The organism is Kitasatospora sp. Xyl93 (assembly GCF_055383135.1).
Map to the genome: position 1 here is coordinate 1086049 of NZ_AP029185.1, position 18396 is coordinate 1104444.

Annotated in this window: 16 protein-coding genes; 4 read left to right on the plus strand and 12 right to left on the minus strand. The window is 75.8% G+C overall.

Annotation, left to right across the window (positions count from 1 at the left end):
* Window positions 1–36 precede the first annotated feature (36 nt).
* From ACZ5GH_RS04625 to ACZ5GH_RS04645, 5 genes are all read right to left on the minus strand, one after another.
* Complete coding sequence (locus ACZ5GH_RS04625; RefSeq protein WP_464333510.1) at window positions 37–651, minus strand: DUF3159 domain-containing protein; 615 nt, start codon at window positions 649–651, stop codon at window positions 37–39.
* Window positions 648–974 (minus strand): hypothetical protein, encoded by a 327-nt coding sequence (locus ACZ5GH_RS04630; RefSeq protein WP_387746996.1) that lies wholly within the window; start codon window positions 972–974, stop codon window positions 648–650. The genes ACZ5GH_RS04625 and ACZ5GH_RS04630 overlap by 4 nt, the downstream gene beginning before the upstream one ends.
* 44 nt (window positions 975–1018) lie before the next feature.
* Window positions 1019–1717: a DJ-1/PfpI family protein gene (locus tag ACZ5GH_RS04635; protein WP_387746993.1), complete on the minus strand. Its 699-nt coding sequence runs from the start codon at window positions 1715–1717 to the stop codon at window positions 1019–1021.
* Window positions 1718–1931: 214 nt separating this feature from the next.
* Entirely contained in the window at window positions 1932–2885 is a 954-nt protein-coding gene (locus tag ACZ5GH_RS04640; protein ID WP_387746990.1) for a GlxA family transcriptional regulator, read from the minus strand.
* Between the two features lie 189 nt (window positions 2886–3074).
* The gene (locus ACZ5GH_RS04645; RefSeq protein ID WP_387746987.1) at window positions 3075–3950 is read right to left on the minus strand and encodes a phenylalanine 4-monooxygenase; all 876 of its coding nucleotides are present in this window, start codon (window positions 3948–3950) and stop codon (window positions 3075–3077) included.
* Between the two features lie 298 nt (window positions 3951–4248).
* On the opposite strand from ACZ5GH_RS04645, the gene ACZ5GH_RS04650 reads away from it, so the two are divergent.
* Entirely contained in the window at window positions 4249–4659 is a 411-nt protein-coding gene (locus ACZ5GH_RS04650) for a VOC family protein (RefSeq protein WP_387746985.1), read from the plus strand.
* A gap of 51 nt (window positions 4660–4710) precedes the next feature.
* Here the strand turns inward: ACZ5GH_RS04650 and ACZ5GH_RS04655 are convergent, their stop codons facing one another.
* From ACZ5GH_RS04655 to ACZ5GH_RS04670, 4 genes are all read right to left on the minus strand, one after another.
* Window positions 4711–5613 (minus strand): trypsin-like serine protease, encoded by a 903-nt coding sequence (locus ACZ5GH_RS04655; protein WP_387746982.1) that lies wholly within the window; start codon window positions 5611–5613, stop codon window positions 4711–4713.
* Between the two features lie 156 nt (window positions 5614–5769).
* Window positions 5770–6657: a S1 family peptidase gene (locus ACZ5GH_RS04660; protein ID WP_387746979.1), complete on the minus strand. Its 888-nt coding sequence runs from the start codon at window positions 6655–6657 to the stop codon at window positions 5770–5772.
* 346 nt (window positions 6658–7003) lie between these two features.
* Complete coding sequence (locus tag ACZ5GH_RS04665) at window positions 7004–9103, minus strand: bifunctional polysaccharide deacetylase/glycosyltransferase family 2 protein (protein WP_464333511.1); 2100 nt, start codon at window positions 9101–9103, stop codon at window positions 7004–7006.
* Between the two features lie 107 nt (window positions 9104–9210).
* Entirely contained in the window at window positions 9211–9990 is a 780-nt protein-coding gene (locus tag ACZ5GH_RS04670; RefSeq protein WP_464333512.1) for a hypothetical protein, read from the minus strand.
* 345 nt (window positions 9991–10335) lie between these two features.
* On the opposite strand from ACZ5GH_RS04670, the gene ACZ5GH_RS04675 reads away from it, so the two are divergent.
* A complete protein-coding gene (locus ACZ5GH_RS04675) occupies window positions 10336–11100 on the plus strand; it encodes a GPR1/FUN34/YaaH family transporter (RefSeq protein ID WP_387746971.1) in 765 nt (254 codons plus the stop codon).
* A gap of 117 nt (window positions 11101–11217) precedes the next feature.
* Here ACZ5GH_RS04675 and ACZ5GH_RS04680 read toward each other — a convergent pair whose 3' ends face one another.
* Both ACZ5GH_RS04680 and ACZ5GH_RS04685 read right to left on the minus strand, forming a co-directional pair.
* On the minus strand, window positions 11218–11850 hold the full coding sequence (locus ACZ5GH_RS04680; RefSeq protein ID WP_464336797.1) for a response regulator: 633 nt from the start codon (window positions 11848–11850) through the stop codon (window positions 11218–11220).
* 35 nt (window positions 11851–11885) lie between these two features.
* Window positions 11886–13211 carry a sensor histidine kinase gene (locus tag ACZ5GH_RS04685; protein WP_464333513.1) on the minus strand — a complete coding sequence of 442 codons (1326 nt, stop codon included), beginning with the start codon at window positions 13209–13211 and terminating at the stop codon, window positions 11886–11888.
* A gap of 263 nt (window positions 13212–13474) precedes the next feature.
* On the opposite strand from ACZ5GH_RS04685, the gene ACZ5GH_RS04690 reads away from it, so the two are divergent.
* A complete protein-coding gene (locus tag ACZ5GH_RS04690) occupies window positions 13475–15370 on the plus strand; it encodes an FtsX-like permease family protein (RefSeq protein ID WP_464333514.1) in 1896 nt (631 codons plus the stop codon).
* Window positions 15371–15413: 43 nt separating this feature from the next.
* Here the strand turns inward: ACZ5GH_RS04690 and ACZ5GH_RS04695 are convergent, their stop codons facing one another.
* Window positions 15414–16655 carry an MFS transporter gene (locus ACZ5GH_RS04695; protein WP_464333515.1) on the minus strand — a complete coding sequence of 414 codons (1242 nt, stop codon included), beginning with the start codon at window positions 16653–16655 and terminating at the stop codon, window positions 15414–15416.
* A 330-nt stretch (window positions 16656–16985) separates the two neighbouring features.
* Here ACZ5GH_RS04695 and ACZ5GH_RS04700 point away from each other — a divergent pair, with 330 nt between their 5' ends.
* The gene (locus tag ACZ5GH_RS04700) at window positions 16986–18374 is read left to right on the plus strand and encodes a condensation domain-containing protein (RefSeq protein WP_464333516.1); all 1389 of its coding nucleotides are present in this window, start codon (window positions 16986–16988) and stop codon (window positions 18372–18374) included.
* Window positions 18375–18396: the final 22 nt, after the last annotated feature.

The following is an 18396-nucleotide window of genomic DNA, read 5'->3' on the forward strand; positions in this document are numbered from 1 at the left end:
CCGCGCTGCGCGCCGGCCCGAGTCCCTTCCGCCGGTTCAGGGAGTGCGGCCGTCAGCGCCGGCGGCGTCCCGCTCGCGGGTGACCGTCCGGCGGGCCAGCGCGAGGGACAGTGCCGTGACGGCGGCCCACAGCGGTCCCATGAGGACGTGCAGGAGCCCCAGCCCGGCGACGTCGTTCCAGCGGTACAGGGCCGCCTGCGCGGCCAGGCTCGCGAGGCTCACCAGCGCGATCGCCACGGTCGACAGCGCGTAGCAGCGGTGCAGCACGCGGTTGGAGCGCCACCCGGCAGGGCCGCCCACCAGTCTGTTCGCCACCAGGCCCGCCAGGGGGCGGTCGGCCGCGAGGGACAGCAGGCAGGCCGCCGCCGCCGCGGCGGGGACCGCCATCGGGAGCAGGAAGAAGCCCCGCGCCTGGCCGGTCCAGGCGGCCACGGCCGCGCAGGCCGTGGCCAGCAGGGCGCCGAGGACCGCGTGCGGGACGTGCCGGCGGGCGCGCAGCCGCCACCCGAGGACGAGCACGGCGGTCACCGCCGCTGCGACGGACGCGGAGCGCGGGCCGCCGCCCGCGTCGGCCGCCAGGAACACCAGGGTGGGGGTCCCGGCCGCCGCCGCGGCGGTGGCCGCCGTCCTGGCGCGCGGCGTGGTCGTCATGCCGGCCCGGCTTCGTCGTCGCGGCGGCGTCGGCCGGTGACCTTCGAGGACGGGAGGCGACCGGCCCTGGAAGTACCGGTGAGCGTGTCACCGTCGACGGTGAGGGTGAAGGTCAGGTCGAGTCGCATCGGCCGGGTGACGGACTGCTTCCAGGTCAGCCGGTGACCGTCGAGGACGACGTCCCGCAGCGGCAGGTTCTCGCCCGCGCCGCGGGCGGTGCCGACCAACTCCCCTTCATGGGAGCTCAGTTCGACTACGGGCCGGATCCGCCCGATGGGCGTGGCAATGGTCAGGTCCCAGATGCCGTGGATGTCGGTGGACATGAAGTGGCGTTTCCTCACTCGTGACGTGCGGGGGTGCGATGCGTTCAGAGGGCGGCGGGCGCGGGACCACCGGGGCGCCAGGTGGTGCCGCGGCGCTCGTGGGCGAACAACTCCTCGACGGCGTGGGCGATCTGCGGGCCCACCTCGCGTTCCAGCAGGTACAGGCCGAGGTCGAGTCCGGAGGTGACCCCGGCGGCGGTGACCAGGTCGCCGTCGTCGACGACGCGTGCGCGTACGGCGTGGGCGCCGGTCGCGTCGAGGAGGTCCAGGCCCAGGTGGTGGGTGGTCGCGTGGCGGTCCTGGAGCAGGCCGGCCATGGCCAGGACCAGCGCACCGCCGCAGACCGTCGCCACGGTGATCCGGGTCTCCTCCATGGCGGCCTTGAGCAGCGCCGGCAGCTCGGTGTCCAGCGTACGGGCCAGCCGGACCGCGACCGTGTCCTGCTGCGCGCCATCGTCGTCGGGGTCGGCGCCGTCGTCGGGGCCGGCACCGTCGTCGGGATTGCCGAGGCGTCCGGAAGCACCGGGCACGAGGACGACGCCCGGGCGGCGGGGGTCGAGGAGGCCGGTGGTGCGCAGCGACAGGCCGCCGGTGCCGCTGACCACCTCTCTCGGGCCCTGGGCGCTGACCAGTTCCACGCTGACGGCGCCCCCGGAGGCGGTCGCGCCGGCGTGGAGGACTTCGAACGGTGCGATGGCGTCGAGCGGGTCGAAACCGTCGAACAGCACGATCTGGACGTGCATGTGAGTGCCTTTCATCGAGCGGTAGAAGCCGGGGTTCACCGGCTTCGGCTCGATGCTAGGAGCGCGTACGCGCGGCGGAGACGGGCCCGAGTGACAGATTCCGACGGGATCTCGCCAGGAGCGGGCCGGGGCGGCGGCTACCAGGTGGACGCCGCACCGCCGCCGCCCGGAACCGCTCGCCGGACGATTCGGGTACCGCGTCGGCGCAGGCCCCTCAGCTGCGCTCGCGGCTGCGAAAGGCGGCGCGGTAGCTGTACGGGGTGGTGCCGGCGACCCGTTTGAAGCGCTCGCGGAAGGCGGTCGGGGAACCGAATCCGGCCTGGCCGGCTATGCGCTCGACGGTGTGGTCGGTGTTCTCCAGGAGGAACTGCGCCCGGCGGATCCGGGCTCGCAGCAGCCACTGCAGCGGTGTGGTGCCGGTCTGCTCACGGAACCGCCGGCTGAAGGTGCGCCCGCTCATGCCGCTGCGCCGGGCCATGAGGTCGAGCGTCAGCTCCTCGTCGAGGTGGTCCTCCAACCAGGCGAGCACCGGTTCGAGGGTGGAGCCCCGGGGAACCGGTGGGTGGGAGTGGACGATGAACTGCGCCTGGCCTCCTTCGCGTTCCAGCGGGGCGACGGCCAGCCGGGCCGCGTCGGCGGCCACCGCGGAGCCGAAGTCGCGGCGGATCAGGTGCAGGCACAGGTCGAGCCCTGCCGAGGCGCCTGCGGAGGTGAGGAGTTGCCCGTTGTCGACGTAGAGGACGTCGGGGCGCACTTCGAGCGCGGGGAAGCGCCGGGCCAGCTCGGCGGCGGCGATCCAGTGGGTGGTGGCGGCCAGTCCGTCCAGCAGTCCGGTCAGGGCGAGGTCGAAGGCGCCGGCGCAGATCGAGGCGATCCGGGCACCCCGGGCCGCCGCCGCGCGCAGCGCCTCCAGCACCTCCTCACCCGGCGGGGACGCGTCCTGCGCGCGGCCGGGCACGATCACGGTGTCGGCGTCGGCCAGTTCCTCCAGGCCCCAGGGGGCGGTGATCAGGAATCCCGCGGCCCGGACCTGCGCCCCGGGTCCGCACACCCGCACCCGGTAGGGGTGGCGCCCGTCCGGCAGCCGGGCTCGGGTGAACACCTCCAGGGGCGTGGCGAGGTCGAACGGGATGACCTCGTCGAGTGCCAGGACCGCGATGGTGTGCACGACGACTCCTCAACTCCGGGCCGGACCAGGACGGTTCCCCTTGTCTACGGCCCACGGCGGCGTAGGTCAAAAGATCGTCGGGCCAGGCACCCGCGGCAGAACGACGGATCCTGGTAAGTGGTCGTTCCGAGCCGGGTTGCGGACGCTCGGTCGAGTGCTCGCACCTCCTGTTGAAGCAGCGGGGGCCGGTCAGGGCGTGGCGGCGCGGCCGTAGCGGGGGGCGCTGTCGTCGTCGAGCTGTTCGAGGAAGCCGCCCAGTGTGTCGGCGACCTCGGACAGGGCGCGGGCGCTGAAGAGGACCGGCTGGTAGCCGGTGATGTCGTAGTCGGTGGCGAGCACGGCCGTGATGTCGAGCGGTCGGACGCGGGCCCGCGTCAGCCGTCGGATCTCACCGTAGGAGGAGAGCAGGGCCGCACCGTACGCCTTGGGCGTGCCGTCCTCGTGGAGGACGCCGTACTCCAGGGTGAACCAGTAGACGTCGCTGATCATCTGCAGGACGTCCTCGTCGTCGATGCGTCTCGCCGCCTCTCCGATCAGGCGGTAGACCTCGGCGAAGTCCGGCGAGGCCAGGTGGATGCCGTGGCCGAAGACGTCGTGGAGGACGTCGGGCTCGGGCGTGAACAGCGGCATGGCCGGGTGGCGGACGAACTGTACGGCGTGGAAGTAGCCCTCGGCCATCGACCCCAGGAACCGCTTGTTCTCCACCACGCCCCCGGCCGCGGTGAAGTCGAAACCCGTCAACTGCCGTAGCCGGGCGCCCACTTCGGCGTGCTGCGGGATGTGGTCGGCGGGAATCGGAGCCTGCTCCCGGGCTTTCAGCGCGGCACGGCACGCGTGCTCGCCCTGGGCCGTCCACAGTGCGCGGTGGACCGCCCGCCAGGTCCGCTCCTCGCTGTCGCTGTAGACCACCGTCGGCGACGGGTCGCCGACCCGCAGGCCACGGGCGAGAGCCGCGACGGCCGCGCGTCTGCGCAGGTAGCGGGGGTCGCTGAACCCCGGGTGCTCGGCCGCCGTGCCGAGTCGTCCGTCGGGGGCTACGGGCGTGCGCGCCTGGATGTCGTCCACGATCCGATTCTTGCCATCGCACCGCGGTGGCGCACCAGGACTCGCGGTAGCCCGTAGCGGTAGCGGTAGCCCGCAGCGGTAGCCGCAGCCGGTACGGCGGGCGCGGGCGGCCGGGCCTCGGCGCCACCGCGGTCGTACGTCGAAGGTACCGGTCCGAGCCGGTCGGTCCTCGGCGCGCAGGCGTAGGACCAGCGCCCGATGGCACGCGGTCACGTGATCCCTAGGCTCGCTGTCGTCCGAGCCCGAAGACGCGGCCGCCGGCCCACGCCCGGCCCGCCCGATGACGAGGTACCACGAAATGCCCGCTGACTCCACCGCCCACATCCGCATGGCCCGGCCCTCACGCGACCTCAGGGCGGCGGAGCGCTTCTGGGTCTCGGGCCTCGGCCTCGACGTCCTCTACCGGCACGCGGCGGACGGCACCCCCGGCCACAGCTCGCTCCTCATGGTCGGCTGGCCCGGTGCCGGCTGGCATCTGGAACTCGTGCACGACCCCGCCGCTCCCGTGGAGCCGCGGTCGACCCCCGAGGACCTCCTGGTCGTCTACCTCGGCGAGCCGGTGCCCGACTCCCTCGTGGAACGGCTGGAGCGGCACGGCGGGAAGCGGGTGCCGGCTCACAACCCGTACTGGGACACCTGGGGTGTGACGTTCCAGGACCCCGACGGCTACCTGCTGGTGCTGTCCACCCGCGCCTGGTCCAACTCGTAGCGCACGCAGGGCGCGCCGGTCGGGCCCGCAGGCCCGGCCGGCGGGCTCCCGTCAGGGAAGCGCGACGAAGGGGGCGAGGAACCCCCGGGCGACCGGCGTGTCGAGTCGGTACGCGACGTTGGTCGCGTAGCACGGCCCGTCGCCCGTGACGGTCGTCGCGACCAGCAGGGTCCGGCCGTCGATCGTGGCGAAGTTCGGGCCGCCGGAGTCCCCGTAGCAGGCGCCGCCGTTGCCCTGCGGCGCGGTCATCGCCAGCCGCACCCACGGGGCGTTGAGCGCGTCGAAGCCCACCGGGGCCTTCATCCGCACGCCGCCGCCCGGGTGCGTCTGGCCGCCGGGGCCGCGTCGCGCCTCCTGGGTGCCGTAGCCGGCGACGGTGAACGGGGTCGCGTCGAGCCGCTGCGGTCCGAGCGCGCCGAGCCGGCCCTCCGTGGGCAGCGTGGCCGGGGTGAAGGTCCAGCGCGCGGCCACCTCGGCCGCCGGCAGCTGGACGACGGCGATGTCGTGCGGGTCCGACGAGGGCCCCGGGTAGGCCGGGTCCTGATGGGCGGTCCCTTCGACGGCCACCGCCGCGGCGACGGCCGACGGGTCGCCGGGGTGGGCGGCCCGGGCGGCGTCCAGGCCGGCCTGGACGTCCTGGTCGAGCGAGACGTGGAAGCGGGCGCCGGCCGGCCAGTCGCTGGTGCAGTGCGCGGCGGTGAGGAAGGTGTCGGCGTCCACCATGGTGCCGGTGCACATCCAGTCGACCCGGTCCGGGGTGGCGGGGTCGCCGTCGTCGTCCCACTGCACCACCAGGGCACCGACCTCGGTGCGCTCCGGTGCGGGTGAGGCGTTGTACGAGTTGATCGCGGCGGCGGGCGTGGTCCCCGTGACGAGCGCGCCGGCGGCGAGCGCTCCGGCGAGGGCGGCGCCTGCCGCCCGTCTGAGGGCTGTGGGGAAGTCGGTGATCGGCACTGCTGGGCGTTCCCTTCCGGGCCACCGGAACCTCCGGTGGCCCACTGCTCGGCACCGTGGGGCGCCGTCGGACGGACGCCCGACGCCGCCCGGCCGGCCCCGGCCGCCGCACGCGGCCGGGGATCCGGCCGGGCGGGCCGGGGGTGTGGCGGTCGGTCAGAAGACGCTGACGCCGTACTTGGCGAGGGCCTCGTTGGCCGGTTGGAAGAAGGTCGTGCCGCCGGTGCTGCAGTCGCCGCTGCCGCCGGAGGTGATGCCGAGGGCCTTGGTGCCGTCGTACAGCGGGCCGCCGGAGTCCCCGGGCTCGGCGCAGACGTTGGTCTGGATCATGCCGCGGACGGTGCCGCCGTCGGCGTAGCGCACGGTGGCGTTGAGCCCGGTGACGGTGCCGCCGTGGGTGCCGCTGGTCGACCCGCTGCGCTTGACCGACTCGCCGACGTAGGCGTTCGGGGCGGAGGTGAACCCGCCGCTGTGGCTCAGGGCGCTGTTGTCGTAGCGGACGAGCGCGTAGTCGTCGCCCGGGAAGCTGGAGTTGACGGTGGCCCCGATCAGCGTGGTGTGACCGGAGTTGGTGTACCAGGTGTTCGCGACGTTCCCACAGTGGCCCGCGGTGAGGAAGTAGTACGTGCTGCCGCTCACCACGTTGAAGCCGAGCGAACAGCGGTACTGGCCGCCGTAGACGGCGTCACCGGCCGCGAGCAGCGGGCGGAAGGTGCCGGGGGTGCGCTGGATCGTCAGCTTGGCCGCGTCGGCGCCCGCGGCCTGCCTGATCCTGGCGATCGCGGCCGGCGACACGGTGCCGTCCGCCGTGACGACGACGCGGTCGGCCGCCTGGTCGACGTACCAGGCGATGCCGTTGACGTCGGTCCGCTGCACGGCGTCGCCCACCGCCGCCAGTCGGGCCTGGCCGGGAGCGGAGGCGGACGGGGCGGCGACCGCGCCCGGCGCGGCGACCGCGGTGGCGGACAGCAGGCCGACGACGGCGGCGAGCAGTCGGGTGGTCCTCGCGGTGCCGGTGTGGGGGGTTGTGCGCGTGGTCCTCACTGGGTCTCCTCCTGGGAGTGAGAGGCCCCCTGAGGGTGTGGGGGCCGTGAGGCGCGATCAGGGAGTGCGCGGACACCCGACGGTGCCCATGGGGAGCCACCGCGGATGAACTGCCCCTGACAGGCGCTGACGGGAAGTATGGGCAGGCCCGTGGAGCGGCACAAGGCCTCGGACGCGGCCTGCACACCATCTCGACAACCCCCCGGGGCGCCGCCCGGCGGGACCGGGTCTGAACTGGCGTTTTCCCTCATCGGAGTTCGTGCCCGACCTCGCTCGGCACGGCCGGCCGCCCGGCCCCGACCGCCCTGCCGCGGGCGGCGGGCCACCGGCCGGCGGCCCGTCCGGCTCAGCCCCCCGCGGGCACCCGGAGCGTCCCGTACCGCTGCATCCGCTGCCAGCGCAGGCGGGACCCCGCGAGCGCGGTGAAGACCGAGTGGATCACCACCAGGTACATCAACTGCCGGTAGACGAACTGCTGCAGCGGCAGGCTCCACAGCGGTCCGAGCCGTTCCTTGTCGAGCCGGAACGCGTAGGCGCCCATCAGCATCTGGACCAGCAGGAACGCCGCCCACAGCCCGACGATCCGCACCGGGTCGAGGAAGACCAGCCCGTACAGCGCGAAGACGTCGACCACCGGTGCCAGCAGCGGCAGCAGGACCTGGAACATCAGCAGGTAGAGCAGCCCCCGGCGGCCCAGCTTCCCGGCCTGCCCGCCCTGGACCAGCGCGCCGCGGTGCTTCCACATCGCCTGCAGGGTGCCGTAGCACCAGCGGTAGCGCTGCCGCCACAGGGCGCTCAGCGAGGCCGGGGCCTCGGTCCAGGCCTTCGCCCGCTCCTCGTAGACCACCCGCCAGCCGGCCCGGCAGAACGCCATGGTGAGGTCGGTGTCCTCGGCGAGCGTCTCCTCGCCCACCCCGCCGACCGCCAGCAGCGCCGAGCGGCGGAAGGCGCCGACCGCGCCCGGCACGGTGGGCATGCACTCGGCGAGGTCGAAGAGCCGGCGGTCCAGGTTGAAGCCCACCACGTACTCGATGTGCTGCCAACGGCCCAGCAGTCCACCGCGGTTGATCACCTTGGCGTTGCCGGAGACCGCGCCGACCGACGGGTCCGCGAACGGCTGCACGAGGTGCCGCACGGCGTCCGGCTCGAACACGGTGTCACCGTCCACCATCACCAGCAGCTCCGAACGGGCGGCCGCGATACCGGTGTTGAGGGCGGCCGGCTTCCCCGCGTTCTCCTGGCGGATCACCCGGGTGTACGGCAGGTCGAGCGCCTCGACCAGGTCGGCGGTGCCGTCGGTGGAGCCGTCGTCGACCACGATCACCTCCACCGGATGGTCGGAGGCGAGCAGCGACCGCAGTGCGGCCTCGATCCCGGCGGACTCGTTGTACGCCGGCACGATCACGCTGACCGGTTCGGTGACCGGCGCCCCCCAGCGGCGGCGGCGCAGCCGCCGGTGCCGGCGCGCGGCCACCAGGACGGCCACGGCGCGCAGCACGCTGATCGCGCCCGCCGCCCACAGCAGCCAGCCCAGGACGGTGAGCGTCCAGTCGCCGCCCCGCAGGATCCAGATGAACGCGGTCCCCTGGAGGCGGTCGGCGGTCCCGGCCGGGTGGACCGGGTCGGACAGGCCGACCGCCTCGCTGACGGTGGTGAAGCGCAGGCCGCGGGCCTTCAGCCGGGGCAGCTCGGTGGTGAGCGCCGCGACGGTCTGGGAGCGGTCACCGCCCGCGTCGTGCAGGAGCACGATCCGCCCCGGGCCCGCCGGGGCGTCGTCGAGCGTCCGCGCGATCCGCTCGGCCCCCGGCAGGCGCCAGTCCTCGCTGTCCTGGGTGGTGAGCACGGTCAGGTAGCCGGCGCGCCCGGCCTCCCGGACGGCGTCCCACGCGCGGTCGTCCAGGGCGTCCGGGCTGGAGGAGTACGGCGGCCGCAGCAGGGAGCTGGTCACCCCGGCCGCACCGGCCAGCACCAGCTGGGTCTCGCGCAGCTCCAGGGAGCGGCGCCAGTCGGGCGCGGCGCCGAGGTCGGTGTGGGTGAAGGTGTGCACGCCGATCTGGTGGCCCTCGGCCACAATCCGGCGGACCAGGTCCGGGTGGGCGGCGGCCTGGGTGCCGACCACGAAGAAGGTGGCGCGCACCCCCTCGCGGCGCAGCACGTCGAGGACCCGCGGGGTCCAGGTCGGGTCGGGGCCGTCGTCGAAGGTGAGGGCGACGGTGCCGGGCCCGGGGGCGGCGCTGCGCGGCTGCGGGCCGGCGGCGTCGATCACCGGACCGCCGTCGAGGACGGGCGCCGGCACGGTGGTCGCGCTCGTGCGGGTGGCCGTCCCGTCCGGGCGGTCGTCGAAGCTGTGCTGGGTGTACCCCTGGAGCAGCAGCGCGCCGGAGAGGGTGAGCAGCAGGGCGGTGAACAGCACCCAGTGGGTGCGCAGCGGACGCTGCCTCACCATGGCGCGCCGGCCTCTTCGGGGACGGTCGGGGGCTGGGGCTCGTCGGCGGCGGGCACTGCTCATGGGCTGCTTCCGGTGTGCGGGTGGTGGGTCGGGGCGGTCGGGGGTCAGGGCTTGACGGGTTTGTTGCCGGAGTTCCCCGGCTGGCCGGTGGGGCGGCCGCGCCCGGGCGTGGGCGTGGCACCGGGCGGCGCGGCCGGCGGTGCCGTGGCGGTGGCGACGGGAGCGGGCGAGCCGGCGGCCCCGGGGGCGCCCGGCAGGCCGGCGGCCGGTTCGGCCGGCTCGCCGGTCGGCCGCGCGCTACGGCCCCCGGTCGCCGGGCCGGGGCCGGTCTGGCGGGCGGGCGCGGCCGTGGGCGGCGCGTCGGGCGGGGCCGCGGCCTCCGGGGCCGCGGAGGGCGCCGCGGACGGGGTGGCCGCTCGGGCCGGCGCGCTCGGCGCGGCCGGCTGGGGGATCGGGAGGAACGGCGCGCTCACGGTGGGGCCGCCGAGCAGCGTGCTGGCCAACAGGACGAGGTACCCGCCGGCCGGCACCGCCAGCGCCACCCCGAGCCGGCGGATCCGGCGCTGACGGCGTCCGGAGGCGTCGACGAACACCGGCGGCGGGACGGGCGGGGACCCGGGAGCGGGCGGGGACGGGGGCTGCTCGTCCGCGGTGTCGGCGAGGACCGGCAGCTCGGCGGTGGGCGGGTCCTGCGCCTCGCCGGGCCACGGCTGGTGGTCCGCGGGACCGGCCACGGGGGCGAAGCGGTCGGTCCCGGGGCCGAAGCGGTCGGCCGGGGCGGCGAGCGGTTCGTCGGCCGAGGGGCCGTGGAAGTACCTCGGGACCAGCGGTGGCTGAGGTTGTTCCTCGGCGGTCGGCCACGGGCCGTACGACGTGACGGGCACGATGTCGAGTCCAGGGGTTGTCGGTTCACGGGGCTACCACGGCTGCGCCCGTCGATCACGGCGGACCGGACGGTGAGGTGGTCGCACCCTCTTCAGCGCCGACTCCCGGCCCGCTGTCACACCCCGGCGGCCGAGGACCGCGCACCACCGCCGGGCGGCCCCCACGGTCGGGCGGCCACGTCGTCCCCGAGGCACGTCGCAGCCGGGCACGGAGGCGACAGGAGTCGTGCGCATCGGGACGAACCCGTCCTCGTCCCCGCCCGTAGCCTCCGGAGCGATGAGGGCCCGCCGCTCTGCCGGCGCCCGCCCCGAGGACGCCGAGTACCGAGAACGAGGAGCGAGTCGATGGTGGCAGTGGTGAGGGAGGACGAGCAGGTGCGCGGGCCGGGCCCGGCGGTGTCCGGCGCGGAGACGTCGACGGGCCCGGCACCGGAGGCCCGGTCCGGGGCCGAGCCGGACCTGCACGCCATGACCCGGATCACCCTGCGGCCGATCGCCTCGCCGATGCCGCTCGGCTTCTTCACGGTGGCCATCTCCTCCGCCGTGACCAGCAGCCTGCAGCTCGGCCTGATCGACGCCGCGAACCGGCAGGCCGTGGCGCTCACGGTCTTCTCCGCCTTCGTGCTCCAACTGCTGGTCAGCATCCTGGCCTTCGGCGCCCGGGACGTCATCGCGGCGACCCTGATGGCCGGGTTCGCGGGCGCCTGGCTGGCCAACGGCCTGGTCACGGCGACGGATGCGCACGGCGGGGCGCAGGTCCTCGGCGTGATGAACCTGGCGTTCACGGTCTTCGCGGCCCTGATGGCCTCGGTGGCCAGGCCGAAGCGGGTGCTGTGGGTGCTCCTGCTGATCGCCGTGCCGCGCTACTTCGTCGCCGGCCTCCACGGCGTCTCGGGCGTGGCCGTCCTGGGCCAGGTCGCCGGCGCGCTCGGCATGCTCCTCGCGGCGGTCGCGATGTACGCGGCCTACGCCCTGATGCTGGAGGAGCTCCGGGGCCGGGAGGTCCTGTGGATCGGGCGCAACGGCCCCGTGCGGGACGCCATGCGGGCAGGCCTGGACGGCCAGCTGCAGCGGCTGGAGCGGCAGGCGGGCGTGCGCCGCACCCTGTAGCCGGAGGAGCCGGGGCGGTCCGAGGGATCGGACGGCCCCGGCTCGACCGGGTGCCGGACAAGACCGGCGACGCGGTCGACCGCCAGGTCGGCGGCCATGGCGGCGAGGGGGTCGCCGTCAGGCCCGGAGGAACTCCAGCACCGCCAGCACCCGCCGGTGGGTCTCCTCGGCCGGCGGCAGGTCCAGCTTCATCAGGATGTTGCCGATGTGCTTGCTCACCGCCGCCTCCGACACCACCAGCTCCCGGCAGATCGCCGCGTTCGACCGCCCCTCCGCCATCAGCGCCAGCACCTCCCGTTCGCGCGGGGTCAGCCGCTCCAGCGGGCTGCGGCGGCGGCGCAGCAGCTGCCGCACCACCTCCGGGTCCACCACCGTGCCCCCGGCCGCCACCGTGCCCAGGGCCACCACGAACTCCTCGATCTGCCCGATCCGGTCCTTCAGGAGGTAGCCGACGCCGGAGCCGTCCCCCGCCTCCAGCAGCCGGGCCGCGTAGGAGTGCTGCACGTACTGGCTGAGCACCAGGACGGGCAGCCCGGGGAAGCGCTCGCGCAGCGCGAGGGCGGCGCGCAGCCCCTCGTCGCGCTGGCCCGGCGGCATCCGCACGTCCGTGACCACGAGGTCCGGCCGGTGCTCAGCGACCGCCGTCCGCAGCGCCTCGGCGTCCCCGACGGCGGCCACCACCCGGTACCCGAACCGGGTCAGCAGGCCGATCAGGCCCTCGCGCAGCAGGACGCCGTCCTCGGCCAGCACCACCCGCAGGCCGTCCGTCGTCGGTCCGTCGGTCGTCACGCCGCTCCTCGGTCGATCGGGGTGCAGGGGATCTCCACCCGCACCAGGGTCGGTCCGCCGGGCGGACTGCTGACGGACAGTGTGCCGTGCACCACCGCGACCCGGTCGGCCAGCCCGGTCAGTCCGGTGCCGCGCGCCGGGTCGGCGCCGCCGTGGCCGTCGTCCGTCACCTCGATCGTCAACCGGCCCTCCGCGTACCGCCCCTCGACCGTCGCGCTCCTCGCGCCGCTGTGCTTGGCGAGGTTGGCGAGCGCCTCGGCGACGGCGAAGTAGCCGGCCGACTCGACCGGGGCCGGCAGCCGGCCGGGCAGCTCGAAGCGGGTGACGACCGGGACCGGCGAGCGGTCGGCGGCGTCCGCGCAGGCCTCCGGCAGGCCGTGGTCAGTGAGCACCTGCGGGTGGATGCCGTTGATCAACTCCCGTAGTTCGGCGAGGACTTCACCGGCATCCCGGTGGGCCTCGGCCAGCCGGGCGGCCAGTGGCCCGTCCGTCGGCGCGTCCAGCCGGGCCAGTCCGAGCGCCATGGTCAGTGCCACCAGCCGCTGCTGGGCGCCGTCGTGCAGGTCGCGCTCGATCCGGCGCCGCTCCGCCTCGAAGGCGTCCACCAACCGGGCCCGGGAGCGCACCAGTTCGCCGATCCGCTGCTCCTGCCCGCCGGGCGCCAGCACCAGCCGGACCAGCGCCGCCCGGGCGGCCGCCAGGACGGCCAGCGGGTAGGCGAGCAACGGGAGCAGCAGCAGTCCGGCCAGGCCGAGCAGGGCGGCCACCGTCGGCGAGTGCACCACGACCACCTTGAGCACGTTCACCTGCTCGCCGTCCCGCAGCAGCAGCGGCAGGGCCGCGACCAGATAGCCGGGGACGACGAGGAAGCAGCCCGCCACCACCAGGTCGATCGGCCAGAGCACGAACGCCGCCAGCAGCGCGAAGCCCAGCTCCCGCCAGGTCGCCTGCTCCCGGTAGCGCAGCCGCAACCAGGCGGCCAGGCCCGCTTCCTGCGGGACGAGGTGCGGGTCCGGCACCCGGCCGCCGTCCAGGAAGCGGACCAGCCGCCGCTCCCAGGCGGCGATCGGCACCCCGGCCAGGGCCAGCGCGGCCGCCAGCGGCAGCCCGACCAGCACCACCGCCAGGAGCCCGGCGACCAGCCCCGACAGCAGCAGCCCGAAGCAGAGCAGCAACCCGCTCAGGCCGGTGGCCAGCAGGTACCCGACCGCCCGCCAGGGGGCGTCGGAGCGCAGGAACCCGGCCCGGACCGGCGACGCCCAGCGGCTCCCGGTCCCCGCACCGCCCGCCGTCGCCCCCACCGCCGTCGTGCCCCCGTTCACCGTGCCCCCTCCGTCGCGAAAACCGTCCGGCCCACCCTAGGCACCGGACGGACGTCCAGGCGGTAGGGCCCGGCCTACCTTTCCTCCCGGCACCGGGCACGGCGCGCCCCACCTCTTCCCCGGCACCAGGCAGGCCCGGCCTGCCTCCCCCGCTCCGGGTGCCCGCCACCGGGGACCTCCCCTACGGGTAGGGCTGCCCCTACCCCGCGGAGTAGGCCCCGGGCTGCTGACCGCCCCCGCCCCCGGCCGGTTCGCTGGACGCCATGAGAACGCTGCGGATCGCCCTCTCCTCCCTGGCCACGCGCTGGCCCTCCCTGCTCGGCGCCTTCCTCGCCCTGGCGCTCGGCACCGCGATGACCGCCGTGATGCTGCTGGGCCTCGCCGCCGCACTCGACGCGCCGCCCGGCGGCGGGGAGTTGGTCTCGCTGGTCGCCGCACTCGGCACCGCGGGCGGGGTGAGCGCGTTCGTCTCGGCGTTCGTCGTCTCCTCCACCTACTCCTACGCCGTCGTCCGGCGCCGCCGCGAGCTCGGCCTGCTCCGGCTGGCCGGGGCCACCCGGGCGCAGGTCCGCCGCACGGTGCTCGCCGAGGCGCTGCTGCTGGGCGCGGCCGCCTCGGCCACCGGCTGCCTGCTCGGCCGGCTCGGCGCGCCCTCGCTCGTCCGGTGGCTGTCCGGGGTCGGCATGGCTCCGCCCGGTTTCGCGCCGAGCGGTGCGGCCTGGCCGCTGCACGCCGCGTTCTGGACCGGCCTGCTCGTCGCGCTGGGCGGGGTCGCGGTGGCCGCCCGCCGCGCGGGCCGGGTCGGCCCGCTGGACGCCCTGCGCGCGGCCGACCTCGACTCCGGGGTGCTGACCCGCGGCCGGCTGCTGCTCGGCCTCGGCCTGTTCCTCACCGCCGCCGCGCTGGCCGGCACCGCGCTCGCCACCGACCCGGCCGACCTGCTGCACCGCAAGACGTACACCACCCAGCCGATGTGGCTGATCTGCGCGGCCGGCCTGCTCTCCCCGCTCCTGGCGCCGCCCCTGGTCCGGGCGCTCGGCCTGCTGCTGCCCACCCGGCTCACCGGCTACCCGGGCCGGCTGGTGCCCGCCAACGCCGCCGCCGCGCTGCGCCGGACGGGCGCGGTGGCCGCGCCGGTGCTGGTGGCGGTGGCGCTGACCGGCTCGCTGGCCGGCGCGCTGGACACGGTGGGCGCCGCCCGGGCCGCCGAGGCCGGGGCCCGGACCGCCGCCGACCTGGTCGTCCGCCCCGCCGGGCCGGCGGCGCCGTTGGTCGCCGCCCTGCGGACCGTCCCCGGGGTGACCGCCGTCTCGGCGACCGCGCCCACGCCGCTGGCCCTCGTCGAGCCGGACGGCGTCACCGTCCGCTCCGAGGCCCGCGCCGCCGACCCGGCCGGGTTGGCCGCCCTCGCCCGCCTCCCCCTGCTGGCCGGCTCCCCGGCCGACCTCGACGACGACTCCCTGGTCCTGCCCGCCGAGTGGGGCCGTACGGTCGGCGAGCCGGTCCCGGTGGTCCGGGCCGACGGCAGCCGGACCGTCCTGCGGGTCGCCGCCGTACTGCGCGACGGCCTCGGCGACAACGGGCTGTACGTGACCGCCGCCAACGCCCCCGGCGCCCGGGTGGACCGCATCGAGGCGCGGCTCGCCCCCGGCACCGACGGCGCGGCCGCCCTCGACCGCGCCCGCGCCGCCCTGCGCCCGTACGGTGCGGCGGTGCTCGACCGGGCCGAGGGGCTCGCCCCCTCCCCCGCGGCCGGCCGGATCGCCTGGCTCCGGACCGTCCTGGTGCTCGGCCTGGCGCTCCTCTACACCGCGATCGCGCTCGCCAACACGCTGCTCACCACCACCGGGGACCGCCGCCGCGAACTCGCCCTGCTCCGGCTGGCCGGCGCCACCCGGGGCCAGGTGGTGCGCCTGGTGACCGCCGAGGCGGTGCTGGTGGCGGGGGTCGGCGTGCTGCTCGGGTGCGCCGTGGCCGCCGCCCAACTCGGCGCCATGCACGCCGCGTTGGGCGTCCTCGGCGCGCCCGGGCCGTGGACGCTGCCGTGGCGCCCGGTGGGGCTGGTGGCGGCCGGTGCGCTGGCCCTGGCGGCCCTGTGCGCCGCCCCGGCGGCCGCCTGGATGCTCCGCCACCGCCCGGTCACGGCCGCCGCCCACTGAGCGGCCCCGCGCGGACCCGCCCGGCACCTCAGCCACCGGTGCCTCAGCTCACCGGCACCGTCGCCGACGGCGCCGCGCCGGCCCCCGTGCCGTCGGCCGCCCGCCCCAGCGCCGCCAGCCGCCGCAGGCTGGCCCGGCGCTGGAGCGCGCCGAGGCCGACGGTCGCCGCGCCGAGCCCCAGCCAGCCGACCGGCCCGGCGGCCATCACCACCCCGGTCAGCAGCAGCGGCCCCACCGACTTCTGCACCGACTGGGACATCCCGGCGACCCCCAGGTACGAGGCCCGGGCGCCGGGCGGGGCCAGCACGACCGCCAGCTCCCAGGAGCTCACCGAGCGCAGCAGCTCCGCCAGGGTGACCAGCATCGCCGCGGCCAGCAGCGCGACCGACGCCGCCACCGGCCCGGCGCCGGTGGCGAGCGCGATCAGCACGCAGCCCGCCAGCACCGTCACCCCGTACCAGCGCACCGCCGCGGCCGCCCCGAGCGCTCCCTCCGCCCGGGCCGAGACCCGCAGTTGCAGCACCACCACCAGCACCGTGTTGAGCACCAGGAAGACCGGGACGACGGCGTGCGGCGCGCCGGTGTGGTGGACCAGCCAGAGCGGCAGGCCGACGTTGAGGATCGAGTCGTCCAGGTTCAGCGGCATGTCCAGCAGGACGAACCGCAGGTAGCCGCGGTCGCGCCAGGGGCTCGGCATGGCGGACGGCGCCCCGGCGGGCTCGTCGCCCGCCTTCGCGGCGACCAGGCCGCGCCCGGACGGCTCCCGGGTGCGCCAGACCAGCACGGCGGCCAGCACGTAGGACAGCGCGTTGGCCAGGATCAGCACCCGGTAGGCGCCCGTGGTCCCCACCGCCAGCCCGATCGCCGCGATGCCCGCGCCCAGCGCGTACCCGGCGTTGGCCACGCTGCGGAACAGCGCCTGGTAGGTGGCCCGCCGCTCGCCCGCCACCCGGGTCGCGAACAGCATCTCCAGCGTCTTGGCGGCCCGCTCGGCCAGGCAGATCAGGGCCACCACGGGCAGCAGCGCGGCGAAGTCGTCGACCACCAGCAGCAGCCCCATCGCGCCCAGCCGCAGCAGGTGGCAGCCGATCAGCAGCCACCGCACCGGCACCCGCTCGGCCGCCCGCCCGGCCAGCGGGGATCCGGCGATCCCCGCCACCGCGCCCACCCCGAGCAGCAGCCCGAGCTGTCGCGCGTCCATCCCGCAGACGTAGGTGAAGTAGAGCACCGAGGCGGCCGCCCACACCCCCGTTCCAGTCCGGTCGACGCACTGCGCCAGCAGCATGATCCGCGCGTCCCGACCGCCGGGCGGCCGCCTCAGCTGCGCTATCAGTCCGTTCCCCCGCATGGCAGGCCCCCGTCCGTGGTGTGGGTCGCGGTGTGTCCCGTGAATCGTCGGGCCGCACGACCGGCATCAATCTCGACATCAAGATACTTCACATCAAGAGACTGACGGAACCCCCGAAAACGCCGGTACCGCGACGCCGGACGGGGAATCCCCCGCCCGAACCGCCTCGACGCGCGGCGGCCGGTGCGCCACACTCTCCCCAGCAGCACCCGCGCTCCCAACGCACCGGCACGACGAAACGACCACCGCACTACGGAGAGCCGATCGGTGACCACTCGCCAACTGCTGGAGCTCGCCTTCTCGTCCGGACGGACCGGTTCCGGACCGGCCACCTGGGGCCAACGGGCCATCTGGGACGCCGTACGACAACTGCCGCCGGCCGACGCGCCGCGCTACAACATCGCCACCGCGGCGCCGCTGGACCCGGGGCTTCCGCTGCCCGTCCTGCTCGCCGCCCTGGAGCGACTGCTGCACCTGCACGACTCGCTGCACACCCGGCTGCTCCCGGACGAGGCCGGCGGCCTGCGCCAGGTCGTCGACGGCGAAGGCACCCTGGGCGTCCACCTGCGACCCGCCGGGGAGCACCAGGACCCGGCCGAAATCGGCGCCCGACTCCACCGGGAGCTGGCCGCGCAGGCCTTCGACACCGCCACCCAGTGGCCGATCCGGATCGGCGCGGTGACGGCGGACGGGCTGGTCCGGCACATCAGCCTGGTGCTCTCGCACACCGCGGTGGACGGCTCCGGGATGAGCCGGCTGGTCGCCGACCTGTCCGCGCTCTGCCTCGGCAGTTCCCCCGAGGAGCTGGCCCAGCTGCGCGAACCCGCCCAACAGCCTTTGGAAGAAGCCGAGTTCCAGACTTCCGAGCGGGGCCTGCGGCGCGACGCGGGCGCCCGCGCCCAGTTCACGCGCAAGCTCCGGCTGGGCCCGGCCCGGCTCTTCCCGCCGGCCGCCGAGCAGCCCGCCCGGTTCCCCAACGCGGTGCTCCGCTCCCCCGCGCTGCCCCGGGCCGCCGAGCGGGTGGCGGCCCGGCACCGGGTCAGCACCGGCTCGGTACTGCTCGCCGCGACGGCCGCGATGACCGCCCGGCTCGCCGGCACCTCCGAGGCCGTACTGAACGTCGTGGTCAACAACCGCTTCCTGCCCGGACTGGCCCACGCGGTGAGCGTGGTCGCGGGCGACGGGCTGTTCCACCTCCCGGACGCCACGGGCGACTTCGGGGAGGTGGTGCGGCGCACCCACGCCGCCGCGATCGGCACCTACCGCCACGCGTACTACGACAAGCTGGCGCTGGCCGCCGAGACCGACCGGCTCACCGCCGAGGGGGTCCGACTGGCCGACCGCTCCTGCGTGTTCAACGACACCAGGGAACTGCTCCCGGCCACCGCCGACCCCGGCGGCGACCGGACCACCCTCACCTGGCCGGTGGAGTTCGAGCCCCGCCCGGGCCTGACGTACGCCCTGGACGCCCTGCAGTCCGCCGAGGCGCTGAGCCTGGCCATGACGGCGGACCCGTCCGTGCTGCCGCGCCCGGCGATGGAGCGGTTCCTGTACGGCATCGAGGAGTTGATCCTCACCGAGGCCGCAACGGACGCCCGAACGGACACCGCCGCGACGGAACCCGCGACCGGCCCCGCGACCGCCGATCACGCTTGAACCTGACACCGGTGTCAGGTTC